The 21310-nt window shown below is 43.8% G+C and carries 24 protein-coding genes; 13 read left to right on the forward strand and 11 right to left on the reverse strand.

Annotated elements, in window-relative coordinates; all coding sequences use genetic code 11:
- Positions 1–7 precede the first annotated feature (7 nt).
- Entirely contained in the window at positions 8–286 is a 279-nt protein-coding gene (locus tag R7M92_RS14695) for a SelT/SelW/SelH family protein (RefSeq protein ID WP_186584425.1), read from the forward strand.
- Positions 287–324: 38 nt separating this feature from the next.
- Here the strand turns inward: R7M92_RS14695 and yfcE are convergent, their stop codons facing one another.
- From yfcE to R7M92_RS14725, 6 genes are all read right to left on the reverse strand, one after another.
- Positions 325–870 carry a phosphodiesterase gene (gene yfcE / locus R7M92_RS14700; RefSeq protein ID WP_047102892.1) on the reverse strand — a complete coding sequence of 182 codons (546 nt, stop codon included), beginning with the start codon at positions 868–870 and terminating at the stop codon, positions 325–327.
- 75 nt (positions 871–945) lie between these two features.
- Positions 946–1155, reverse strand: coding sequence for a hypothetical protein (locus tag R7M92_RS14705; RefSeq protein WP_005382086.1), 210 nt, complete (start codon positions 1153–1155; stop codon positions 946–948).
- Positions 1156–1304: 149 nt separating this feature from the next.
- Positions 1305–1712 (reverse strand): CBS domain-containing protein, encoded by a 408-nt coding sequence (locus tag R7M92_RS14710; RefSeq protein WP_005382085.1) that lies wholly within the window; start codon positions 1710–1712, stop codon positions 1305–1307.
- The gene (locus R7M92_RS14715) at positions 1709–2059 is read right to left on the reverse strand and encodes a P-II family nitrogen regulator (protein WP_005382084.1); all 351 of its coding nucleotides are present in this window, start codon (positions 2057–2059) and stop codon (positions 1709–1711) included. Before R7M92_RS14715 ends, R7M92_RS14710 begins: the two co-directional genes overlap by 4 nt.
- The gene (locus R7M92_RS14720; protein WP_318133702.1) at positions 2049–2840 is read right to left on the reverse strand and encodes a DUF1538 domain-containing protein; all 792 of its coding nucleotides are present in this window, start codon (positions 2838–2840) and stop codon (positions 2049–2051) included. The genes R7M92_RS14715 and R7M92_RS14720 overlap by 11 nt, the downstream gene beginning before the upstream one ends.
- Complete coding sequence (locus R7M92_RS14725) at positions 2837–3571, reverse strand: DUF1538 domain-containing protein (RefSeq protein ID WP_005382077.1); 735 nt, start codon at positions 3569–3571, stop codon at positions 2837–2839. Before R7M92_RS14725 ends, R7M92_RS14720 begins: the two co-directional genes overlap by 4 nt.
- A gap of 254 nt (positions 3572–3825) precedes the next feature.
- Here R7M92_RS14725 and R7M92_RS14730 point away from each other — a divergent pair, with 254 nt between their 5' ends.
- The 7 genes from R7M92_RS14730 (at position 3826) to R7M92_RS14760 (ending at position 9281) form a co-directional block, all read left to right on the forward strand.
- The gene (locus R7M92_RS14730) at positions 3826–4740 is read left to right on the forward strand and encodes a TIGR01777 family oxidoreductase (protein WP_005382076.1); all 915 of its coding nucleotides are present in this window, start codon (positions 3826–3828) and stop codon (positions 4738–4740) included.
- Between the two features lie 44 nt (positions 4741–4784).
- Positions 4785–5612 carry an SDR family oxidoreductase gene (locus R7M92_RS14735; protein WP_318133704.1) on the forward strand — a complete coding sequence of 276 codons (828 nt, stop codon included), beginning with the start codon at positions 4785–4787 and terminating at the stop codon, positions 5610–5612.
- 472 nt (positions 5613–6084) lie between these two features.
- Positions 6085–6939 (forward strand): co-chaperone YbbN, encoded by an 855-nt coding sequence (locus tag R7M92_RS14740; RefSeq protein ID WP_318133707.1) that lies wholly within the window; start codon positions 6085–6087, stop codon positions 6937–6939.
- 159 nt (positions 6940–7098) lie between these two features.
- Complete coding sequence (locus R7M92_RS14745; protein WP_005382060.1) at positions 7099–8016, forward strand: SPFH domain-containing protein; 918 nt, start codon at positions 7099–7101, stop codon at positions 8014–8016.
- A 3-nt stretch (positions 8017–8019) separates the two neighbouring features.
- Positions 8020–8481 carry an NfeD family protein gene (locus R7M92_RS14750; RefSeq protein WP_017634826.1) on the forward strand — a complete coding sequence of 154 codons (462 nt, stop codon included), beginning with the start codon at positions 8020–8022 and terminating at the stop codon, positions 8479–8481.
- A 324-nt stretch (positions 8482–8805) separates the two neighbouring features.
- Positions 8806–8985, forward strand: a complete 180-nt coding sequence (locus tag R7M92_RS14755; protein WP_152665709.1) for a hypothetical protein — start codon at positions 8806–8808, stop codon at positions 8983–8985.
- Positions 8986–9098: 113 nt separating this feature from the next.
- Positions 9099–9281, forward strand: a complete 183-nt coding sequence (locus tag R7M92_RS14760; protein WP_021707681.1) for a hypothetical protein — start codon at positions 9099–9101, stop codon at positions 9279–9281.
- A gap of 40 nt (positions 9282–9321) precedes the next feature.
- On the opposite strand, the gene R7M92_RS14765 is transcribed toward R7M92_RS14760, so the two are convergent.
- From R7M92_RS14765 to zipA, 3 genes are all read right to left on the reverse strand, one after another.
- Positions 9322–10731 (reverse strand): hypothetical protein, encoded by a 1410-nt coding sequence (locus R7M92_RS14765; RefSeq protein ID WP_005382055.1) that lies wholly within the window; start codon positions 10729–10731, stop codon positions 9322–9324.
- Positions 10732–11241: 510 nt separating this feature from the next.
- Entirely contained in the window at positions 11242–13254 is a 2013-nt protein-coding gene (ligA, locus tag R7M92_RS14770) for an NAD-dependent DNA ligase LigA (RefSeq protein WP_167415061.1), read from the reverse strand.
- 90 nt (positions 13255–13344) lie between these two features.
- The gene (gene zipA, locus R7M92_RS14775; protein ID WP_065274252.1) at positions 13345–14301 is read right to left on the reverse strand and encodes a cell division protein ZipA; all 957 of its coding nucleotides are present in this window, start codon (positions 14299–14301) and stop codon (positions 13345–13347) included.
- Between the two features lie 251 nt (positions 14302–14552).
- On the opposite strand from zipA, the gene cysZ reads away from it, so the two are divergent.
- From cysZ to crr, 5 genes are all read left to right on the forward strand, one after another.
- A complete protein-coding gene (cysZ, locus tag R7M92_RS14780; protein WP_025998633.1) occupies positions 14553–15296 on the forward strand; it encodes a sulfate transporter CysZ in 744 nt (247 codons plus the stop codon).
- Positions 15297–15460: 164 nt separating this feature from the next.
- Positions 15461–16429 carry a cysteine synthase A gene (gene cysK, locus R7M92_RS14785; RefSeq protein ID WP_005382045.1) on the forward strand — a complete coding sequence of 323 codons (969 nt, stop codon included), beginning with the start codon at positions 15461–15463 and terminating at the stop codon, positions 16427–16429.
- A gap of 300 nt (positions 16430–16729) precedes the next feature.
- Complete coding sequence (locus R7M92_RS14790; protein ID WP_005382043.1) at positions 16730–16987, forward strand: HPr family phosphocarrier protein; 258 nt, start codon at positions 16730–16732, stop codon at positions 16985–16987.
- A 140-nt stretch (positions 16988–17127) separates the two neighbouring features.
- Positions 17128–18852 (forward strand): phosphoenolpyruvate-protein phosphotransferase PtsI, encoded by a 1725-nt coding sequence (gene ptsI / locus R7M92_RS14795; protein ID WP_005389298.1) that lies wholly within the window; start codon positions 17128–17130, stop codon positions 18850–18852.
- A gap of 121 nt (positions 18853–18973) precedes the next feature.
- A complete protein-coding gene (crr, locus tag R7M92_RS14800) occupies positions 18974–19483 on the forward strand; it encodes a PTS glucose transporter subunit IIA (RefSeq protein ID WP_005382041.1) in 510 nt (169 codons plus the stop codon).
- Between the two features lie 94 nt (positions 19484–19577).
- On the opposite strand, the gene R7M92_RS14805 is transcribed toward crr, so the two are convergent.
- On the reverse strand, positions 19578–20702 hold the full coding sequence (locus R7M92_RS14805) for a flagellin (RefSeq protein WP_318133711.1): 1125 nt from the start codon (positions 20700–20702) through the stop codon (positions 19578–19580).
- Between the two features lie 116 nt (positions 20703–20818).
- Positions 20819–21310, reverse strand: a 492-nt coding sequence (locus R7M92_RS14810; RefSeq protein ID WP_318133713.1) for a flagellin, incomplete at its 5' end; no start/stop codon positions are given.

Genomic DNA, 21310 nt, shown 5'->3' on the forward strand with positions numbered 1-21310 from the left:
AAGTTTCATGGATAAAGCAATCATTGATATTTATTACTGCCGCCAGTGCAACTGGATGTTACGTTCAACTTGGCTATCGCAAGAATTACTGCATACTTTTAGTGAAGAAATAGAAACAATCAGCTTACACCCAGACACAGGTGGTCGCTTCGAAATTTTCTGTAATGGCCAGCAAATTTGGGAACGGAAAAAAGACAACGGCTTTCCTGAAGCCAAGGTGCTAAAACAGCGCGTAAGAGACATTATCGACCCAGAACGCGATTTAGGACATTCAGACACAAAATAGGGAGCAATTCGCTCCCTATTTTTTACTTAGTAAAACCGTTAAATCATGGTTTGTGCTAATACTTCGCCTTCTGGCGTTTTTACCGTTAGCTTATTGCCTTCTAGAGTACCAAAGCTTCTCGGTAAGCCATTACGTGGGAATGTCATCGAGCCTGGGTTGAATATAATGGCTCCATCTTGCATCTCTGCGACGGGAACATGTGTATGACCGTGGGCGATGATATCACCTTCGCGCAGTGGCGGCCGTTTTTCAGAGTTGTACAAGTGACCATGAGTCAAAAAGATTCTCTTGCCAGATTCAAGTAGCACCCATGAGTAATCCATCATCATTGGAAACTTCAATAGCATTTGGTCTACTTCACTATCACAGTTGCCACGTACAGAAATAATTTGATCACTGTATTGGTTCAATAAGTCTGCTACCTGTGGAGGGTTGTAGCCTTCCGGAATAGGGTTTCGCGGCCCATGGTTTAGCGTATCTCCTAGCAAAATCAGGTGGTGCGCACCAGAAGCCAAAAATAGATCAATGGTTTCTTTAGTTGCTGGCAAAGAGCCATGCAGGTCTGAGGCAAAAAATAGTTTCACGACATCGTCTCCTCAAAAAGTATGAGGTCATTCTACGGCATTTTTTTAGCAGCTCAACCTACGACGGTTTGAATACTACTGATAGCGCAATGATTCAATGACCATAGGCAAAACATAGAACCATGCTGCATACGCTGTTCCAACCAACACCAGTATCCAAAACACCATCGACATAAATTTTGATTTGGCTAGATGGTGCAGCGGATCGGGCTCTCCGCATCCTGGACATGCATGAGCGCGTTTTGAGATTTGTTTCTCACACACGGGGCAAGAGACTAAAGGCATGATACAGATTCCTCGACATTAGGCTTAGGGCGCAAAGAATAATGGTGAATTAACACATATGCAACCTAACATATATTAAATATTTTAGTTCTTTGTAACAGTCGCTGACTTGAGAAAAAATTCGTTGATTTTTCATTTATATCAACCTATTACACTTCTTCTCGCACCATACCATTGATGACAATATTGTTATAACTCACCATCCCAATGACCTCGCCACTTTCAATGACCGGCGCTCTGCTTATGCCAAATCGCTCAAACAAACGGGCACAATATTTTACGTTCATATCTGGTTCGACACACAAAGCGGGCTTGGTCATGATTTCATAAATATTTGTGCGCTGAGGAGAACGATTATTCGCCAGCACCTTTTTGGCGATATCATTCATCAACACGATGCCATATTCATCATTATCATCTCGCTTTTTCACCACCAGCGCTTTGACTTGGTATTTTTTCGCTAGCGTTATGCCTTCGTATACGGTCATCAGTCCATCAACCATCACATACGTTGCCGCCATAACATCTCGAACTCTAATTATCGTTTGATCACTCATAATTCATCCTCGACCACTTTGGTCAATGTCTCGACTTGATGCGCGACACCGACTGCATCTTCAATATCGATCTGAATAGCAATCCCCTGTCCCGACTCTCTGTCAAATTCACCAACCTCATTAATGGTTTCTAATATGTGTCGAGAGAGATGTTCCTCGACCACAAACAGCAGCACATCTTTTTGCACTTCTAGCGTTAAACCAAAAAACGTTCGCTTTTGATTTAAACCTTGCCCGCGAGCATTGTTAATCACTGTTGCACCGGTCGCACCAGCATCGCGTGCAGCGTCCAGCACCTTGTCTGTTTTGCTGTCTTCAACAAACGCAAGTATCAATTTAAAGCGCATTTTCTTCTTCCTCCGAGACGTTTTTATTCAGCCACTGGGTTATTTGCGCATAGCCCATCACAGAGATCATAGGAAATAGACTGGCAAACGCGATCAAGCCAAAGCCATCAATCATTGGGGTTCTTCCAGGGACGGTCGAAGCAAGCCCTAACCCTAATGCAGTTACAAGTGGGACAGTGACGGTAGAAGTTGTTACGCCTCCAGAATCGTAGGCGAGTGGAACAACAAGCTTAGGAGCGTAAAACGTTTGAATCACAACGACGATGTAACCCGCGATGATGTAATAATGAATGGGATCGCCCACGACAATCCGGTAACTCCCTAATGCAATACCAATTGCTACCCCAAACGCAACGGCTACGCGCAAGCCGTTAATACTGATACTGCCTCCAGAGACTTGGTTTGCTTTTATCGCTACAGCGATTAAAGAAGGCTCTGCAATCGTGGTACTAAAGCCTATAAAAAAGGCGAAGGTGTAAACCCAATAATAGTCGACCCACATTAAGGCTTTCCCTACAGATACTTTGAACTCTTGTAAAAACTCCGGCGCCGTTAATTGCACAGCCATCGTCTCCCCAAGTGGAAACAACGCCATTTCTAATCCAAGTAAAAAAAGAGCTAGCCCGAAAATCACATAAACGAACCCAAGCAAAACTTTCTTAAGGTTGCTAACAGGACGCCTTAACACCGCTAACTGAAAACCAAAAATAATGCTGGCGATGGGAACGACGTCTCTAACGGTCGATAATAAAGTGTCTAGGAAATGATCAATTGAAATCATGTTACGACCATTCCGTAAACCATCACAAACATCATCGGTAACAGCGAGGCAAAAGCGATTAAACCAAAGCCATCCACCATAGGGTTACGCCCTTTAATAGAAGACGCTAAACCGACACCCAGTGCAGTGACCAAAGGTACTGTTATGGTGGACGTGGTTACACCTCCGGAATCGTAAGCAACGCCAATAATGGCTTCAGGTGCAAACCACGTCAGTATTACAACGCCGACGTAGCCACCAATGATCATGTAATGAATCGGCCACCCTTTTAAGATACGCAAAACGCCGATAACGATGGCTATCCCCACAGAGAGAGCTACTGTTACTCGAAGTCCTTCTCCGTAATCCTGCATGGACTGCTCTGAGTTAGCGATCATTCCGCCCTCTGCCGCAACTTCTGAGGCTTCTTCCGCTACCGCGGTTAATGCAGGTTCAGCTATCGTGGTGCCAAACCCCAAACAAAACGCAAAGACTAATAACCAAAACACGCTGCCTTTTTTTGCAAAGGCTTGAGCCATACTCTCTCCGATAGGAAAAAGACCAAGTTCTAGGCCAAAGATAAAAAAGGTTAATCCTAAAACGACAAGCAACAAGCCAAAAAGAATGGAGACCAGGTTGGGCAGCGGCTCTTGCAAAACGACTAATTGGAAAAAAGTGATAACAATGATGATGGGTAATAAATCACGAGCACTATTGAGGAGCGCTCGAAAAAGCGCAACAAATGCTTCCATGCCTATCCTCCTTGATTGTGCAAACTGATTACGCCATTCCAATGAGCGATAACTTCTAGTCTGGCATAGATTTCACTCTTCTACCGTGAATGCACTAGCGCCATCTATAACATTTAGTTACATATTTTCTAATATGTGAAGTTAATAGTATCTCTGCCAGCTTGTCACTATCCCAGAAATAATGGTGTTGAGATGATCAAGCTAAGCACAAAACGACTATAATGTTCTAATACGTGTACATTCAAAGAGATAACATGAAGATATTACTCACAGGTGGCACTGGGTTTATTGGCTCGGAGTTGCTCAAGCTGCTATCAACTCACCAGGTTATGCTACTTACACGCTCTCCAGAGCGAGCAAAACAACGCCTACAGCATGCTGATCTGGGTAATATCGAATACCTTGACTCGCTCGAGTCGTTCGCCGATCTCAATCACGTTGATGCCGTCATTAATCTTGCAGGTGAGCCTATTGCGGATAAAAGGTGGACCAGCGAGCAAAAAGAAAAAATCTGCAAAAGTCGTTGGAAAATTACCGAGCAAATTGTTGAGCTGATCCACGCTAGTACCGAACCTCCTTCTGTTTTTATTAGTGGCTCGGCAGTTGGCTACTATGGTGATCAACAAGACCATCCGTTTGATGAGTGCTTACATGTTAATAGCGACGACTTTCCTCACGAGGTTTGTGCAAAGTGGGAGCAAATAGCCAAGCGCGCAGAGTCGGAACAAACACGGGTTTGTCTACTGAGAACTGGCGTGGTACTCGGCCTTAATGGTGGTGCGTTGGCAAAAATGCTATTACCTTACAAGCTTGGCGTAGGCGGCCCACTCGGGAACGGTAATCAGTACATGCCTTGGATTCACATCCTAGATATGGTCCGCGCCATCATGTACTTGCTTGAAACACCACATGCCCACGGTGCATTCAATATGTGCGCCCCCCATCCTGTGACTAATCGTATATTCAGCGGCACACTAGCTAAAACGCTAAAACGTCCGCATATCTTGTTCACGCCTAAATGGGCGATGGAACTCCTAATGGGAGAATCTTCCTGCTTATTGTTTGATAGCATGAGAGCCAAACCCAAAAAACTCACCGAACTGGGCTTTAAATTTAGCTACTCCAGAATAGAGCCAGCACTCAAGCACTTGCTTCATGACCGGAGCTGATGAATGATGGCTCTAATCAAGGTTTCTGAGTCTTAAATTAAATTATGAAAAAGTCGATTCTTATTACGGGTTGTTCAACCGGCATCGGTTACGTGTGCGCTCACGCCCTACAAAACAAGGGATTTAATGTCATTGCATCTTGTAGGAAAGAACAAGATGTCCAGCGCCTAATTAATGAAGGGCTAACCTGCATCAATCTAGACCTAAATAGCCCAGAAAGCATTTCTTCGGGCGTGAAGCAAGCGCTAGAGTTAGCAGAAGGTAAGCTTTACGCAGTGTTCAATAATGGTGCCTATGGTCAGCCCGGAGCACTGGAAGACTTACCCACCGAGGCTCTTCAAGATCAATTTCAGACCAACTTTTTTGGTTGGCACCAGTTGGTCAGAGAGGTGCTTCCTCATATGCGCCAGCAAGGCGAAGGACGCATCATACAAAACAGTTCTGTTCTTGGTTTTGCCGCAATGAAATACCGTGGCGCCTATAATTCATCAAAATTTGCCTTAGAAGGCTGGACAGATACGCTCAGGCTAGAGCTTGCGGATACGAATATCAAAGTGGCATTGATAGAACCAGGACCGATCGAAACTCAATTTAGAAACAATGCATTACGAGCCTTTGAGAAGTGGGTTGATATTGAATCTAGCCCCCATCGTGATGCTTATGAAGGACAAAGAGAGCGACTCAACAACGACAAGTCTAATAATCGATTTGTTTTACCTGCAGAGTCTTGCATCGCACCAGTTCTTCATGCATTAACTAGCGTTTCACCGAAAATTCGTTATCGAATTACTACACCGACTAAATTATTCGCAGTCTTGAAAAGACTATTACCAACCCGTGTACTTGATAAAATTTTGCGACAGGCTGCATAAAAAAGTTTTGTCGAAATGTAATTTCACCGTAACAATGTGATGTCATTATGAACATGTAGGTTAAAAAAACCTCAACTAAACGAATCAATTTCTACGCAATTCAGCGGGGATTCTTTCGCCCAAAGTGATTGAGTTGCTTAGATTTGGTATCGCCACCCATTACGTTTTGTAGCAATGTTTATACTACTGCGAGGCAACAATGACATTAAATCAGCTTAACTGGCTTAGTGTGGGTGTAGTGTTGACCATGTTCATCCTATTTTGATACCGCACTAACAAATAGCATTAGAATTGCGCTGCTTCGGCAGCGTTTTCTTTTTATCTAACACCTGAGCAGTAATAACCTCACTCTATTACCCCACGTTTTCTCAAAATAGAATGATTCATTATTGATGGTGAATGTCGCTTGAATTTCACCTAAATCAACTCCATATCTAATATCAACGACAAGACACAAGGCAAGGATACTCTGATGCAATCCCCATTTATCGTTGAGATAACAGAACAGAACTTTCGCGAAACGCTTGAAGGATCAATGAACACGCCCGTTTTGATCCACTTTTGGGCCAACGCTCAGCCAGAAAGCGCACAGATACTCCCTGAGTTGCAATCTCTTGCTCAACAGTACAACGGTGCATTTACGCTTGCTCTACTAAATTGTGAAGATCAGCCCGCTTTAGCGTCTCAATTTGGCGTGCAAGTATTGCCAACTATCGCGCTGTTTATAAATGGTCAAGCCGTCGATGGTCTGGGAGGCCCCCAGCCAATTGATGCCATTGCCACCATGCTACAAAAGCATTTGCCAAGCCCAGATGAACAACTATTAAAACAAGTCAGTGAACTTCTTCAGCAAGGTGAGCATGCTCAGGCTTTGAGCATCATCCACACTTTGCCGCCAGAGCTGCAAGAGCGTGGTGATGTGAAACTCGCGATGGCTGATTGTTTGCTAGAAACCAAACAATTTGATATTGCCCAAGAACTACTGAACGCTATCCCTCTCGAGTATCAAGATAACTACTACAAGAGCCTAATAGCCAAGCTCGAGCTGCATTTGCAGGCTGCAGATAGCCCTGAGTTACAGCGACTAGAACAAGCATACGCAGCAGACATGGCAAACTTCGAACTCGCTTGTGAATTGGCGGTACAATACAACCAAGTTGGTCGGGATGAAGAAGCGTTGGAACTGCTGTGGAATATTCTTAAAAAAGACTTGGGCGCCCAAGACGGTGAAGTGAAGAAGACTTTTATGGATATTCTCAGTACGCTAGGTCAAGGTAACGCATTAGCAAGCAAATATCGTCGCCAGCTTTACTCAATTTTGTACTAAGCGCCGCATTCTTCTAGGAATAAGACAACAAAGGCCGGTGTTTCCGGCCTTTGTCATATAAAAAACCAATAACCTCTCAAAGGTCTCAGAACTTCAATTGTCTATTGTCTATAAATAGGTAAAAATGGATCGAACATTATGCACTTAAGGGAATAACTCATGCCAATTGATTCACTGATCACCATCGGTATTTTCGTCGTTCTTGCTGTCGTTATCTTATCTTCAGCCATTAAAACGGTTCCGCAAGGAAACAACTGGACAGTTGAACGCTTCGGACGCTACACCCACACATTAAAGCCGGGTTTAAACTTGATCATTCCATTCGTTGATAAAGTTGGTCAAAAAGTAAATATGATGGAGCGCGTTCTCGATATTCCTGCGCAAGAGGTCATTTCAAAAGATAACGCTAACGTGGTTATTGACGCTGTCGGATTTGTTCAAGTGATCGATGCTGCCAAAGCGGCTTATGAAGTCAACGACTTAGAACACGCTATTAGAAACTTGACCCTTACCAACATTCGTACCGTTTTAGGTTCAATGGAACTGGACGAAATGCTGAGCCAACGCGACATGATCAACTCTAAGCTGTTGGCGATTGTTGACCAAGCAACAAACCCTTGGGGCGTAAAAGTCACACGAATTGAGATTAAAGATGTCCAGCCACCAGCCGATCTGACCGCTGCAATGAATGCGCAAATGAAAGCCGAGCGTAATAAGCGTGCGGAAATTCTTGAAGCAGAAGGGGTTCGCCAAGCTGAGATATTAAAGGCCGAAGGTCATAAACAATCAGAGATATTAAAAGCTGAAGGCGAAAAGCAGTCTGCTATTCTCCATGCAGAAGCACGTGAGCGTGCCGCGCAAGCAGAAGCAAAAGCGACTTACATGGTTTCCGAAGCCATTGCAAAAGGTGACATGCAAGCCGTCAATTACTTCATTGCACAGGGTTATACCGAAGCGATCAAGAGCATTGGTCAAGCCGAAAATGGTAAAATCATTATGCTTCCATTAGAAGCAACCGGACTAATGGGCTCGGTTGCAGGGATAGCAGAAATGTTTAAACAGCAAGATAAAGAATAATTTATGGACTTTTTTAGTTTGTTGGAAGGTATCTCTTTCTGGCATTGGCTAGCGTTTGGCTTTGCTCTTTTAGCAGTTGAGCTACTTGGTACCGCAGGGTATTTTCTCTGGCTCGGGATGTCTGCACTTATCGTTGGAGCACTCATGACCGTTTTGCCAATGAGCTGGCAATTGCAATGGCTTTGCTTTGCAAGCTTCAGCTTAATCACCACCTGGCTTTGGTGGCGACGACAATGGTCTAAAGACAAGCAAGAAGACCAAGAAAGAGATCTGAACCAAAAGTACAAGCAGTTAATTGGGCGTACTCTTATCCTTGAAGAAGACTTTTCCGTCGGGCTCAATCGCATCAAGGTAGCCGATACCACATGGTCCGCACAATCGGATCAAGCACTTCCAGCCGGTACCCGCGTAAGAATCACCGATGTTGAAGGTATTATTTTAATCATTGAGCCTGATTCTAATTAATTTATGCCAAAGTAATGGGGCAAATCATGCTCCATTACTTTAATCTAAACAACTGCTTTCATTTCATTACCTTAATTAAAATCGAGAAAAAAATAAGTATTAGTAATATTATTAATACCCTACCTACCATTTCCTATTATTTAATTATTCAACACACGACAATCAATAAGATAGAAATATATCTAGGTAAATTATCGATCTAAATTTATTTTAAAAAATAAAACTTTATTGAATTATTTTTTGATCTTTTTATCCTCGGATACATACTTAACGCATAAGCATTTAAGTTGAGTGCTTTTTATTTGGTAAGTAAGAGGATGTACTATGAATAAGCTTCTCTTTTTAATGTTGTGCGGTATTTTTTCTTTTTCTTCCTTTGCCTACAACAACGGAAACGGCGGTACAACTAATTTGGGACCTGTAGTCGAATGTAAGATGCCAAGTGGCGACGTTACGAATATTCCAAGTGAAATGTGTCGATTTAGAGGTGGGGAATGGGAATAGTAAAGAAGTAAGAGCTTAGTTTGATATAAGAGCCCTATTCAACCTTGCCTTTCTGCGTAGTCACGGTTTATACAAGCACGTAGATATTTAAAGTTTACATTAAGGTGATTATTATGAGATTTTTATCTGGTCTATTAGTAATATCTTTTGCCATAATTCCGTTAACCACTCATGCTAATGGTGCATCCGGTGGTCGTACGTTAGGCCCAGAGATAAAGTGTGAGTTGCCAAACGGTAATGTACATATGTTGCCACCGTTATATTGCAAAATATACGACGGCCGAGAAGTGAAATAGAAAAGGAGCCTAGCGGCTCCTTTTATTATCTAATTAAGTATTAGTGGAAGCTGTAAGGGATAAGAACTTGTAGACGTAAGTCTGTTTCATCCGCATCGCCAGCACCTGCGTACTCATCACGTTCTAGGATTGTACCGTGTAAACGAATGGTAGAACCTTTAAGCGCGCCACTTTGTAGTGAGTAAGATACTGTTGCGTTAACTGCGTATTCGCTTTCGTAATCCCAGTCACCTGATGCTCCGCTTGCTGCAGAGTCAGCGCCAGTACCGTAACCAAAGCCTAGGTAGTAGTTCCAGCCGTTACCTTGGTTGTAAGATAGACGGTTGTACCATGCTAGCTCACCCGCTTTGTTCCAGTCAGATAGCGCATCCCACCACTGAGACCAAGTACCATTGTTCATACCATATGTATGAATAGTACGAGGAACGAAGTCCGCACGGTTATCTGTGTCTGTGTAGCGCAACTCAGACATCCAAGCTAGCTTGCCGAAAGATTGGTTCAAAGACAGACCAGTGTGGAAACCTAGACCATCGTATTTCACATCGTCATCAACACCGTAGAAATCAAATGCTAGAGTTGTACGATCGCTCACTGTGTACTTCAAATACGCTTTGTAAGATGTGTTATCAGTCTCGTTGTGGTAGCTAGTCACTTGACCTGCACCCCAGTCAACACCATTTGCATATTGAACGCCAGTTGCTTGGCCTAGGCCAAGTTGCATAAACAGGCTGTCAGTTAGGTTACCATTTAGACCTAGAGAGTGTAGGTAGCTCCATGACGTGTCAGACCAAAGCGCTGGTGCGTAATCATCTTCGTGAAGCAGCCAAGGTGCTGTAAATTGGTCTGCGCCAAAGTAGCTTAGGTTGAAATCACCAAGTTTAGCGTTCAGTTCGAAACCACGGTAAGTACCAGGTACAAAGCTCCAAACGTTACCGATTGTACCGTTACCACCAGCCTGTAACATACCGAAACGAGCATTAAAGTTTTCGTTTGCTTTGAATTTCAGCGCTGCTTTGTAAACTTTAAGCTGCTGACCATCACCTGCACCCCAGTCTAGGTTGTTACAAGTTGAGATTTCGTTACATAGGTAGCCTTCGTTTGAATTGTAAAGACTATCGTTGTAAAGATCGCCAGAGTAGTAAGCCGCAACATCTGCGCCCACCCAACCATCGTGGTAGCCAGAAGTGAAGTCTAAAATTGCGTTGTAAGAAGAGTAGTTTAGACGACTCCAACGGTCACCATTTTCACCGCCGGGCTTACCTGTTGTACGAGTTCGTGAACGAGTATCAACTATGAATAATGCATTCAGACTTGAGTCTTGCATAAATTCGTTCACTTTCTCTACGTACTCGCCACCTGCTGCACTTTCAGTAGACGCTGTAGCTGGAGCGACAGCAACAACACCAAACATTGCTGCGGTTAACGCTGAAACCTTAAAAAATTTGTCCATGGAAAAACTCCTAAAAATGGATATAGCTGTATTTTTCTATCTCACCTTTAGTTGGCCGCCGAAGGAGAGAAGTAAATTCCTGATCAAACCTCATTATTTCTAATTTGGCTTTTTTTAGTTCCTGCATACACACCGTGTATCCACGTGATTAAGACTAACTTCGCAGCTAAAAACATCCAAATGGAACTTATTTTTTTTCTAAAAAAATATGAGCCACTCCAAAGTTCCATATAACTTATTGATCCAGATCTTATTTTTAACAACACCAACACAACGCAATAAAATATCATTTAAAATCAAACATTTAAATTTAACTTAAAAGTATCAACTTGAAGTCACTCGCAGACTAAAAAAGCCAAAAAAACCAATAACCCAAGGTTCGATCTTGATCACTGAAAAGAACAAAGGCATCAATTACTCAATAAAAAAACACTTAATTGTGAACAAGAAAAAGCCCCGCATGCTTACCATACGGGGCTTTTAGTTATTTTTTAGCTTTTTTGAGAAGACTTAATTCATCAGTTCGAGTAAGTCTTGTTCTGTTTTAATTTCGATACCCAGTTCTTGTGCCTTTGCGAGCTTCGAACCTGCATTTTCACCAGCAAACAAAATATCGGTTTTCTTAGAAACACTACCCGTCACTTTAGCCCCCAGTGCTTGGAGGGCTTCTTTGGCTTCTGTACGCCCCAGTTGAGAAAGTGTTCCCGTTAATACTACTGTTTTACCTTCTAATGGTAATTCCCCCACCTGCTCAGTAGTATTAATCTCTGGCCAATGAATTCCTTGTTCAAGCAAATCTTTAACCACCGCTTGGTTCTGTTCTTCACTAAAGAAAGTCGTAATATGTTGAGCAACCACAGCACCGATGTCTTGCACTTCAATCAACTGCTCTTCGGTAGCATTTTGGATCGCTCCCAACGTTTTAAAGTGCATTGCTAAGTTTGCTGCGGTTGCCTCGCCAACTTCACGGATCCCCAGTGAATACAAAAACCGGGGTAAAGTTGTTTCTTTGGATTTTTCTAACGCATTCACAATATTCTGCGCAGACTTTGGCCCCATGCGATCTAGTACGGTTAAAATCCCCGCTGATAACTTAAATAAGTCAGCAGGAGTTTTCACCATCTCACGATCAACAAGCTGCTCGATCACTTTATCACCTAAACCGTCAACGTCTAACGCTTTACGAGAAACAAAGTGTTTTAGCGCTTGTTTGCGTTGGGCTTGGCAAACTAAGCCCCCCATACAACGTGTTACCGCTTCTCCTTCGATCCGCTCAACATGCGAACCACAAACAGGACACTGAGTTGGGAAAACAATATCTCGAGCTGTTTCTGGTCGACGCTCTTTGATGACAGATACGACTTGCGGAATAACATCGCCAGCACGGCGGATCACAACGTGATCACCAATCTTGACTTGCAGACGTTCTATCTCATCTGCGTTATGAAGCGTCGCATTACTTACCGTTACCCCGCCAACAAATACAGGCTCTAGTTTAGCAACAGGTGTAATCGCACCAGTGCGACCGACTTGGAACTCCACTTCATTCAGTGTCGTCATTTCTTCCTGTGCTGGGAATTTGTAGGCAATCGCCCAACGTGGAGCGCGAGCAACAAACCCCAGACGCTCTTGCACGGCAATATCGTCAATTTTAATAACGACACCATCGATCTCATAAGGGAGGGCATCACGACGCTGCAATATATCTTGGTAGTAAGCTTTTACATCCGCCAAGCTTTCAACTCGCTTAGTTTCCGGACACATTGGCAGTCCCCAAGATTTGATTTGCAAAAAGCGTTCGTAATGACTTGCTGCCAATTCTGCACCTTGCACCACGCCTACACTGTATGCATAGAAGCTAAGCGGACGAGAAGCCGTAATACGTGAATCCAATTGTCGTAAGCTACCTGCCGCAGCGTTACGTGGATTCACAAAGATTTTCTCGCCTTTCTTCCTTGCTAATTCATTGAGCTTTTCAAACCCAGCTTTCGGCATAAAGACTTCACCACGAACTTCAAGACGATTTGGCCAGTCATTACCCCTGAGTTTTAAAGGAATAGCTTTAATCGTACGCACATTCTCTGTGATGTTTTCACCCGTAGTACCATCGCCTCGAGTGGCCGCCTGAACTAACACGCCATTCTCATATAACAAACTTACGGCGAGTCCATCCAATTTAGGCTCACAACAGTATTCTTTCACACTCTGGCTGCCCACGCGCTCTTGTGCGCGCTTGTGGAAACTATCAAGTTCACTATCATCAAACGCGTTATCAAGCGAAAGCATCGGTACTTCATGTGTCACTTGGCTAAACGCAGAGAGAGGCTGTCCACCGACACGTTGGCTTGGCGAGTCTACGGCTATTAAGTCAGGGTTCTCAGCTTCAATATCCAGTAACTCTCGCATTAAACGGTCGTACTCGGCATCAGGGATCTCTGGGTTATCTTCCACGTAGTAACGCACAGCGTGGTAATGCAACGACTCTTTTAGTTCTTCTAGTCGCTGAAGTACTGATTCAGACATAGTAAAGCCCCGTGTATTTTCAATCGGTGAGGTTGGGAAATCCAAGAAAAAGGGCTCCATCCGGAGCCCTTTTATTATTTGCTGTTAAGATTATGCGTTAGCGGCATTAAACTCAACTATTTGACGTCGATAAGATGCTAAACGATCTGGCGTCATTAAGTTGCGCTGGTCATCAAGTACGTTACCACCTAAATCATCAGCAATTTGCTGCGCAGTTCGGAGCATTAAGTTGAAGTTCTGTTCAGCCTCGCCATAACAAGGCAATGTCATGAAGAATGAAATACCCTTCGTTGTAAACTCAGCAGGATCAGCATGCTCAAACGTACCAGGGTGCATCATATTAGCGACGCTAAACAGCACTTTGCCGTTACCGGACAAGTCGACATGACGGTGGAAAATATCCATCTCGCCATAAATTAGACCGTTTTGTTGCATACTTTCAAATAAAGCAGTACCAACAAATGGCTCTTCACCAGCACAGTGCACATTCAATACAATCACTTGCATTTCAGGTTCTGGCTTTGGCTCTTCCTTAGGCTCTGCAACGACAGGCTCACTAACCGTTTCGACTTGCTGTTCTTTCTCCGTAATATCAAACGCGGCGGGAATAGCGTCTTCTTCCACAGCGGGCTGGAATGGCTCTTCAGCTACTGTTGCTTGAACAACAGGCTCAACGTCCTCTTCTTTATCTTTTTCTGCAACAAATGAAGGGATGTCATCCGGCTCCTGCTGCGTCTGTTTGACTTCAGATGGACCACCGAATAACGGGTCAGATTCAAACTTGTTGTCGAAAGAATTCGCCATCCCAAAATCTGGTTCTTTGCGATCTTTGCGAATGATCTCAAAGTCATCTTCAGGAGCGGGAGCGAAGTCTCGTTCTTTCTCAACAAGATCATTTTTGTCTTCTTGGTCAACATCCAGCTTACCAAGTGGCTTGTTACCAAACTTTGCTTTGCCTTCTTTTTTACTGCTCCATAAACCATGAAACAGTAATGCCGCGATGGCTAATGCGCCAACAACAATGAGTACGAATCGCAATTCCTGCATTATTTACTCTCAATATACTTGTTTTTACTACTCGCAGTTCCTTGAGCAGCAACCCAAGTGCAATAAATCTGAATGATACGTTTACTTTACCAAAACTATATGTAGATTTAGAACAACTTAATGCAAGAAGTTCCGTTTTTTGTTGTGATTCTTGCCACGATTCCACTTAACAAGACGTCATTTGTCAGGGCATTGAAAGAAAAGTCCTCACAGGTACAATGAGTTTTCATTTACACGAAGCCAAAATAGACATGAAGCAAAACAATCAGCAGAGAACCGGGTTCGGTTATTTTCTATACGGGATACAATTGGCACTTGCCCCTAAAATCAGGCGCTTTGTCATCTTACCTCTACTTGCAAATATCTTGCTTGTAGGTGGTGCCATCTTCTATCTATTTTCAAACCTTAATATATGGATAGAAGGCTGGATTGGGCAGCTGCCTGAGTTTTTATCCTGGTTAACTTACATTCTTTGGCCTTTACTCGCTCTGACGATACTCGCTACCTTCTCCTATTTTTTCAGCACGCTCGCGAACTTTATCGCCGCGCCATTCAATGGCCTCTTGGCTGAAAAAGTGGAAGAGTACTTAACGGGACAAAAGGTAAATGATGATGGTTTCACTGCCGTCCTGAAAGATGTTCCTCGCGTTTTAGCTCGTGAGTGGAGAAAGCTCCTTTACATTTTACCTAAAGCAATAGGCCTATTCCTGTTATTGCTCATCCCTGCCCTTGGACAAACAGTAGGCCCATTTTTATGGTTTATCTTTACCGCCTGGATGCTCGCGATTCAATATTGTGACTACCCGTTTGATAACCATAAAATCCCATTTAACGACATGCGTTACAAATTGAAACAAAAGCAAGGTAAGGCCTATGGCTTTGGGGTATTGGTGTCTGTGTTTACGACGATCCCAATTTTGAACCTCATTGTCATGCCTGTAGCAATATGTGGTGCAACCGCTATGTGGGTCGCGGAGTTTAAGCACCAACGATAGTCGATTAGAGATTAAGGAAAGGGATCAGCGCCAGCTTTTCCCTTTTCTTTTATCAAGTTCTGGGCCAACCTAATAAGATATAACTTTTTAATCCTTTTCCCTTTTTTTCATACCGCATATTCTTCTATCCATATTCACACAACGTGTAATGAAGGAACATCACTATGAGCAAAATCTACGAAGATAACTCTCTTACTATTGGTAATACACCTCTCGTTCGTCTAAACAAAGTAAGTAAAGGCAAAGTTCTCGCAAAAATTGAAGCGCGTAACCCTAGCTTCAGTGTTAAGTGCCGTATCGGTGCAAACATGATTTGGGAAGCAGAGAAAGCGGGCCTTCTTAAGCCAGGTGTAGAGCTTGTAGAACCTACCAGTGGTAACACTGGTGTTGCTCTAGCATTCGTAGCGGCTGCTCGCGGTTACAAGCTAACATTGACCATGCCTGAATCAATGAGCCTAGAACGCCGTAAGCTACTAAAAGCACTAGGCGCGAACCTTGAGCTGACTGAAGCGGCGAAAGGCATGAAAGGGGCGATTGCTAAAGCAGAAGAAATCGTAGCAAGCAACCCTGAGAAGTACCTACTTCTTCAACAATTTGACAACCCAGCGAACCCAGAAATCCACGAAAAGACTACGGGCCCTGAGATTTGGGAAGCGACAGACGGTGAAATCGACGTATTCGTTGCTGGTGTTGGTACGGGCGGTACTATCACAGGTACTAGCCGTTACATCAAAGGTGAAAAAGGCAAAGCCATCACTTCTGTTGCAGTTGAGCCAGCAGAGTCTCCGGTTATTGCACAAGCACTTGCTGGCGAAGAAATCCAACCTGCCCCACACAAAATTCAAGGTATCGGTGCTGGTTTCATCCCTGGTAACCTCGATTTAGACATTATTGACCGTGTTGAGCAAGTTACCTCAGAAGAAGCGATTGAGATGGCTCGTCGCCTAATGGAAGAGGAAGGTATCCTAGCTGGTATCTCATCTGGCGCAGCGGTTGTTGCAGCGAACCGACTTGCGGAACTACCTGAATTTGAAGGAAAAACAATTGTAACTGTCTTGCCAAGTTCCGGTGAGCGTTACCTAAGTACAGCACTCTTTGCAGGTATCTTTACCGAAAAAGAGAACCAACAATAATATGTGTTCAAATCAATTTTTAGTTTAAAAAAGCCCCGTTTAGGGGCTTTTTTGTTGATCCCTGCCCTACCTTTGGTAATATCAGGGTGTTTTATTTCTAGCTTCAAAATAAAGAAGCAGAACACAAAAAGGTTTCAAAGTGATTACGCACGCAAACAGTTGCGTAGTTACCAAACTTTTGACTAGTATCAGAACTGACGCGCTTTGAACTCTTCCCGTGCTAGCGCACAAGATGTAAAGCAGTTAAGCTAAAATCTGGTCACAAACTAACAAAAAAATACATTTATTGGGGTATATCACATGTACGAGAAGCAAGTAGAAATCACAGCAGAAAACGGCCTTCACACTCGTCCAGCTGCACAGTTTGTTAAAGAAGCAAAAGCATTCGACGCAGACATCACTGTGACTTCTAACGGTAAAAGCGCTAGCGCTAAGAGCCTGTTCAAACTACAAACACTAGGCCTAGTAAAAGGTACTCAAGTTACTATTTCTGCTGAAGGCCCACAAGCTCAGCAAGCAGTTGACCACCTAGTTGCTCTAATGGACCAACTACACTAATCCGGTCTCCTACTCCAGAAGCCATTTTGTGAAAGCAAAATGGCTTCGTTGGAAATAGGCTCAAAACTAAGCTAAAACTATTCGTTAGCGCACCCATTATTCTCCCGTTTTATAAAGTTGACCAAACTTAAGGTAAGGCTATGATTTCAGGCATCCTAGCATCTCCTGGTATTGCAATCGGTAAAGCACTACTACTTCAAGAAGATGAAATTGTCCTAAACACAAACACTATTTCTGACGATCAAGTAGAAGCTGAAGTTCAGCGTTTCTTTGACGCTCGTAACAAATCTGCAGCTCAGCTAGAAACTATCAAGCAAAAAGCGCTTGAAACGTTTGGCGAAGAAAAAGAAGCGATCTTTGAAGGTCACATCATGCTTCTTGAAGACGAAGAGCTAGAAGAGGAAATCCTAGCACTTATCAAAAACGACAAGATGACTGCTGATCACGCTATCCACTCAGTGATCGAAGAGCAAGCATGTGCTCTTGAGTCTCTAGACGACGAATACTTAAAAGAGCGTGCAACTGACATCCGCGATATCGGTTCTCGTTTTGTTAAGAACGCACTAGGCATCAACATTGTTTCGCTTAGCGATATCAACGAAGAAGTAATTCTTGTTGCTTACGACCTAACGCCATCTGAAACTGCACAAATCAACCTAGACTACGTGCTTGGTTTTGCTTGTGACATCGGCGGTCGTACTTCTCACACTTCAATCATGGCTCGCTCACTTGAGCTTCCAGCTATCGTTGGTACTAACGACATCACGAAGAAAGTTAAGAATGGCGACATGCTGATTCTTGACGCAATGAACAACAAGATTGTTGTTAACCCATCAGAAGCTGAGCTAGAAGAAGCGAAAGCGGTTAAAGCAGCATTCCTAGCTGAAAAAGAAGAGCTAGCGAAACTGAAAGACCTACACGCAGAAACGACTGACGGTCACCGTGTAGAAGTTTGCGGTAACATCGGTACAGTGAAAGACTGTGACGGTATCCTTCGTAACGGCGGTGAAGGTGTTGGTCTGTACCGTACTGAATTCCTATTTATGGACCGTACTGCGCTACCAACTGAAGAAGAACAGTACCAAGCGTACAAAGAAGTTGCGGAAGCAATGAACGGTCAAGCTGTGATCATCCGTACTATGGATATCGGCGGCGATAAAGATCTCCCATACATGGATCTTCCAAAAGAGATGAACCCATTCCTAGGCTGGCGCGCTGTACGTATCAGTCTAGATCGTCGTGAAATCCTTCGTGATCAGCTACGTGGCATTCTACGTGCTTCTGCACACGGCAAACTGCGTATCATGTTCCCAATGATCATCTCTGTCGAAGAAATCCGTGAGCTTAAGAAAGCGATCGAAGAGTACAAAGAAGAGCTACGCGCTGAAGGCCACGCGTTCGACGAAAACATCGAAATCGGTGTTATGGTTGAAACTCCTGCTGCTGCTGCGATCGCACACCACTTAGCGAAGGAAGTGTCTTTCTTCTCTATCGGTACAAACGACCTAACTCAGTACACGCTAGCGGTTGACCGTGGTAACGAGATGATTTCTCACCTATACAACCCACTATCACCAGCTGTACTTACTGTGATCAAGCAAGTTATCGACGCTTCTCACGCAGAAGGTAAATGGACTGGTATGTGTGGTGAACTTGCAGGTGACGAGCGTGCAACACTTCTACTTCTAGGTATGGGTCTGGACGAGTTCTCAATGAGCGGCATTTCAATCCCTAAAGTGAAGAAAGTAGTTCGTAACTCTAACTTCGCAGAAGTGAAAGCAATGGCTGAAGAAGCCCTTTCTCTACCGACAGCAGAAGAAATCGAAGCCGTGGTAGAAAAGTTTATTGCTGAGAAAGCTCAGTAATCGGTAGTACCAAGTAATTCAATACTTAATGGCCATTAGACGGCGAAAAAAGTCGTCTAATGAGCTATATTGGTATACTATAATTCGACAGAATAAAACCAAACCTTAGGAGCATGACACAATGGGTCTGTTTGACAAACTTAAGAAGCTTGTATCTGATGACAGCGCTGACGCTGGTGCTATCGAAATCATCGCGCCACTTTCTGGTGAGATTGTAAACATCGAAGACGTGCCAGATGTTGTTTTCGCTGAGAAAATCGTTGGTGACGGTATTGCTATCAAGCCAGCAGGCAACAAAATGGTAGCTCCTGTAAACGGTACTATCGGTAAGATCTTCGAAACTAACCACGCGTTCTCTATCGAGTCTGACGACGGTGTTGAGCTTTTCGTTCACTTCGGTATCGACACAGTTGAACTAAAAGGCGAAGGCTTCACGCGTATCGCTGAAGAAGGTCAAACTGTTAAAGCTGGCGACACTGTAATTGAATTCGATCTAGCTCTTCTAGAAGAGAAAGCGAAGTCAACGCTAACTCCAGTTGTTATCTCTAACATGGACGAAATCAAAGAGCTAAACAAGCTTTCTGGTTCTGTAACTGTTGGTGAAACTCCAGTTCTACGTGTAACTAAGTAATTTTTACTTAATCGAACACGAAAAAAACGCTGCCAATGGCAGCGTTTTTTATTATCTGACTTTTTTCTGAGCGATGTGCATCGCTGAAACACGTTCAACTGAGCAAGCCTAGTGCTGAGCTCGGCCTTTGCTTCGCTTGAGCGAGTAATGCAGTTGTCGCATCTTGGAGCACTTGAGAACGCACCATTTCCGTAGATTCTCTTGCGAAGTCTGTATCTCTTATTCGACTCTTGGATTCTGTAACACTCCGATTCACAGTATTTAAGTTATCCATCGAGCCGTTTACACGGTTCTGAAAGCTGCCAATTTCACTCCGGTGCGAATCAACATACTTAATTGCTGCATCAATCACCCCAATTGAAAGCTGCGCCTTACCTGCCGTCGACATATCGATGTCATCCATTGTGACTAATTGACCAGCGCTCACATCAAGCTCATCCGCTAAACTCCCATCGAGAACCACACCCTTTGGCGCCTTCATCGTAGAAGCGAAGAATTGCAGTTCGTTGCTTTCCGTTACTGAAGCATTCACTATCGATTGTTGAGCATTGATGTAAGTGGCGACCTGTTCTATACGGTCACCCAATTTGAGTCCAATGGATTCCGTTTGGGTTTGCCCTTTACTGTCTTGGTATTCGACTTTTAGGGTTTGGTTAGCTTTAGTGACTCGCCAATCTTTATCGACCGCATCACCAACATAATGCTGCCCTCCCATCTCTGGGATATGGCTACGCATGTTACGTAACGTCAAAGAGATTGAATTAGCGTTCGCGCCAATATGGAAACTTTGTGAACCGTAAGATCCATCAAACAGGTTTTTATCCGCAAATGTTGTCGTGATCGCGACACGATCAAGCTCATCTTGCAGCGCTACGACCTCATATTGAATACTTTGCCGATCACTTGAGTCATAACTGCCGTTTGCTGCTTGAAGCCCCAGAGAGCGTAAGCGTTGCAATATGTCACTGCTTTCGTGCAATGCTCCCTCCGCTGTTTGAGCAACAGAAAAAGCGTCGTGTGCATTTCTTAAGGCGACATCAAGCCCTCTCGTTTGTACATGGAGAGTATTCGATATCTGTAAACCTGCCGCATCATCGCTCGCCGAGTTGATTCGAAATCCCGAAGTTAGGTTGCGTTGTGACTCAACATTTTGCGCAGCTGCTTGACTCAGGTGTCTCTGCGCCACCATCGCAGAAACATTGGAATTTAAAGAGATCATCTAATCGATATGAATGCCTTATCGAACATACTGTCAGGACATATCTGAATCGTTATAGCCAATAAGCAAAAAGCCAGGGATGAGCCTGGCTTTGGTTTCTTGCTTTGTAAAATTGATTAACCTAGCAGACTTAGCGCTGAGTTTGGCGCTTGTTTCGCTTGCGCAAGGATTGAGCTTGACGCTTGCGATAGAATTTGTGACTTGGTCATTTGAGTCGTTTCTTTCGCAAAATCTGTATCTTTGATACGGCTCTTCGACGCGTTCACATTCTCGTTAATGTTGTCCAAGTTGCTGATTGCATGGTTGAAACGGTTCTGGAATGCACCCAGCTCTGCGCGGTGGCTGTCTACGTATTTAAGTGCCGCATCGATGATAGCAACAGATTCTTGTGCGCCACCAACTGAGGTTACGTCGATAGTATCTACCGTCACTTTTTTACCTTCGCCCAAACCTAGCTCACCAGATAGGCCGCCTGAAAACTCGACTTCGCCTTCGACTTTGTTGTTGCCAGCAAAGATTTGCAGTTTACCGTCTTGGTCTACTGAGGCTTTCACTAGGTCAGTTTGACCGTTAATGTAAGTCGCAAGCTCTTCGATATCGTCACCCGC

It is taken from the genome of Vibrio sp. Vb2880 (assembly GCF_033337975.1).
Lineage (GTDB): Bacteria > Pseudomonadota > Gammaproteobacteria > Enterobacterales > Vibrionaceae > Vibrio > Vibrio alginolyticus.

Coding starts and splice junctions, on each gene's coding strand:
- R7M92_RS14695 (WP_186584425.1), top strand. CDS start 8: ATGGATAAAGCAATCATTGATATTTATTACTGCCGCCAGTGCAACTGG.
- R7M92_RS14705 (WP_005382086.1), bottom strand. CDS start 1,155: ATGCCTTTAGTCTCTTGCCCCGTGTGTGAGAAACAAATCTCAAAACGC.
- R7M92_RS14710 (WP_005382085.1), bottom strand. CDS start 1,712: ATGAGTGATCAAACGATAATTAGAGTTCGAGATGTTATGGCGGCAACG.
- R7M92_RS14715 (WP_005382084.1), bottom strand. CDS start 2,059: ATGCGCTTTAAATTGATACTTGCGTTTGTTGAAGACAGCAAAACAGAC.
- R7M92_RS14720 (WP_318133702.1), bottom strand. CDS start 2,840: ATGATTTCAATTGATCATTTCCTAGACACTTTATTATCGACCGTTAGA.
- R7M92_RS14725 (WP_005382077.1), bottom strand. CDS start 3,571: ATGGAAGCATTTGTTGCGCTTTTTCGAGCGCTCCTCAATAGTGCTCGT.
- R7M92_RS14730 (WP_005382076.1), top strand. CDS start 3,826: ATGAAGATATTACTCACAGGTGGCACTGGGTTTATTGGCTCGGAGTTG.
- R7M92_RS14735 (WP_318133704.1), top strand. CDS start 4,785: ATGAAAAAGTCGATTCTTATTACGGGTTGTTCAACCGGCATCGGTTAC.
- R7M92_RS14740 (WP_318133707.1), top strand. CDS start 6,085: ATGCAATCCCCATTTATCGTTGAGATAACAGAACAGAACTTTCGCGAA.
- R7M92_RS14745 (WP_005382060.1), top strand. CDS start 7,099: ATGCCAATTGATTCACTGATCACCATCGGTATTTTCGTCGTTCTTGCT.
- R7M92_RS14750 (WP_017634826.1), top strand. CDS start 8,020: ATGGACTTTTTTAGTTTGTTGGAAGGTATCTCTTTCTGGCATTGGCTA.
- R7M92_RS14755 (WP_152665709.1), top strand. CDS start 8,806: ATGAATAAGCTTCTCTTTTTAATGTTGTGCGGTATTTTTTCTTTTTCT.
- R7M92_RS14760 (WP_021707681.1), top strand. CDS start 9,099: ATGAGATTTTTATCTGGTCTATTAGTAATATCTTTTGCCATAATTCCG.
- R7M92_RS14765 (WP_005382055.1), bottom strand. CDS start 10,731: ATGGACAAATTTTTTAAGGTTTCAGCGTTAACCGCAGCAATGTTTGGT.
- ligA (WP_167415061.1), bottom strand. CDS start 13,254: ATGTCTGAATCAGTACTTCAGCGACTAGAAGAACTAAAAGAGTCGTTG.
- zipA (WP_065274252.1), bottom strand. CDS start 14,301: ATGCAGGAATTGCGATTCGTACTCATTGTTGTTGGCGCATTAGCCATC.
- cysZ (WP_025998633.1), top strand. CDS start 14,553: ATGAAGCAAAACAATCAGCAGAGAACCGGGTTCGGTTATTTTCTATAC.
- cysK (WP_005382045.1), top strand. CDS start 15,461: ATGAGCAAAATCTACGAAGATAACTCTCTTACTATTGGTAATACACCT.
- R7M92_RS14790 (WP_005382043.1), top strand. CDS start 16,730: ATGTACGAGAAGCAAGTAGAAATCACAGCAGAAAACGGCCTTCACACT.
- ptsI (WP_005389298.1), top strand. CDS start 17,128: ATGATTTCAGGCATCCTAGCATCTCCTGGTATTGCAATCGGTAAAGCA.
- crr (WP_005382041.1), top strand. CDS start 18,974: ATGGGTCTGTTTGACAAACTTAAGAAGCTTGTATCTGATGACAGCGCT.
- R7M92_RS14805 (WP_318133711.1), bottom strand. CDS start 20,702: ATGATCTCTTTAAATTCCAATGTTTCTGCGATGGTGGCGCAGAGACAC.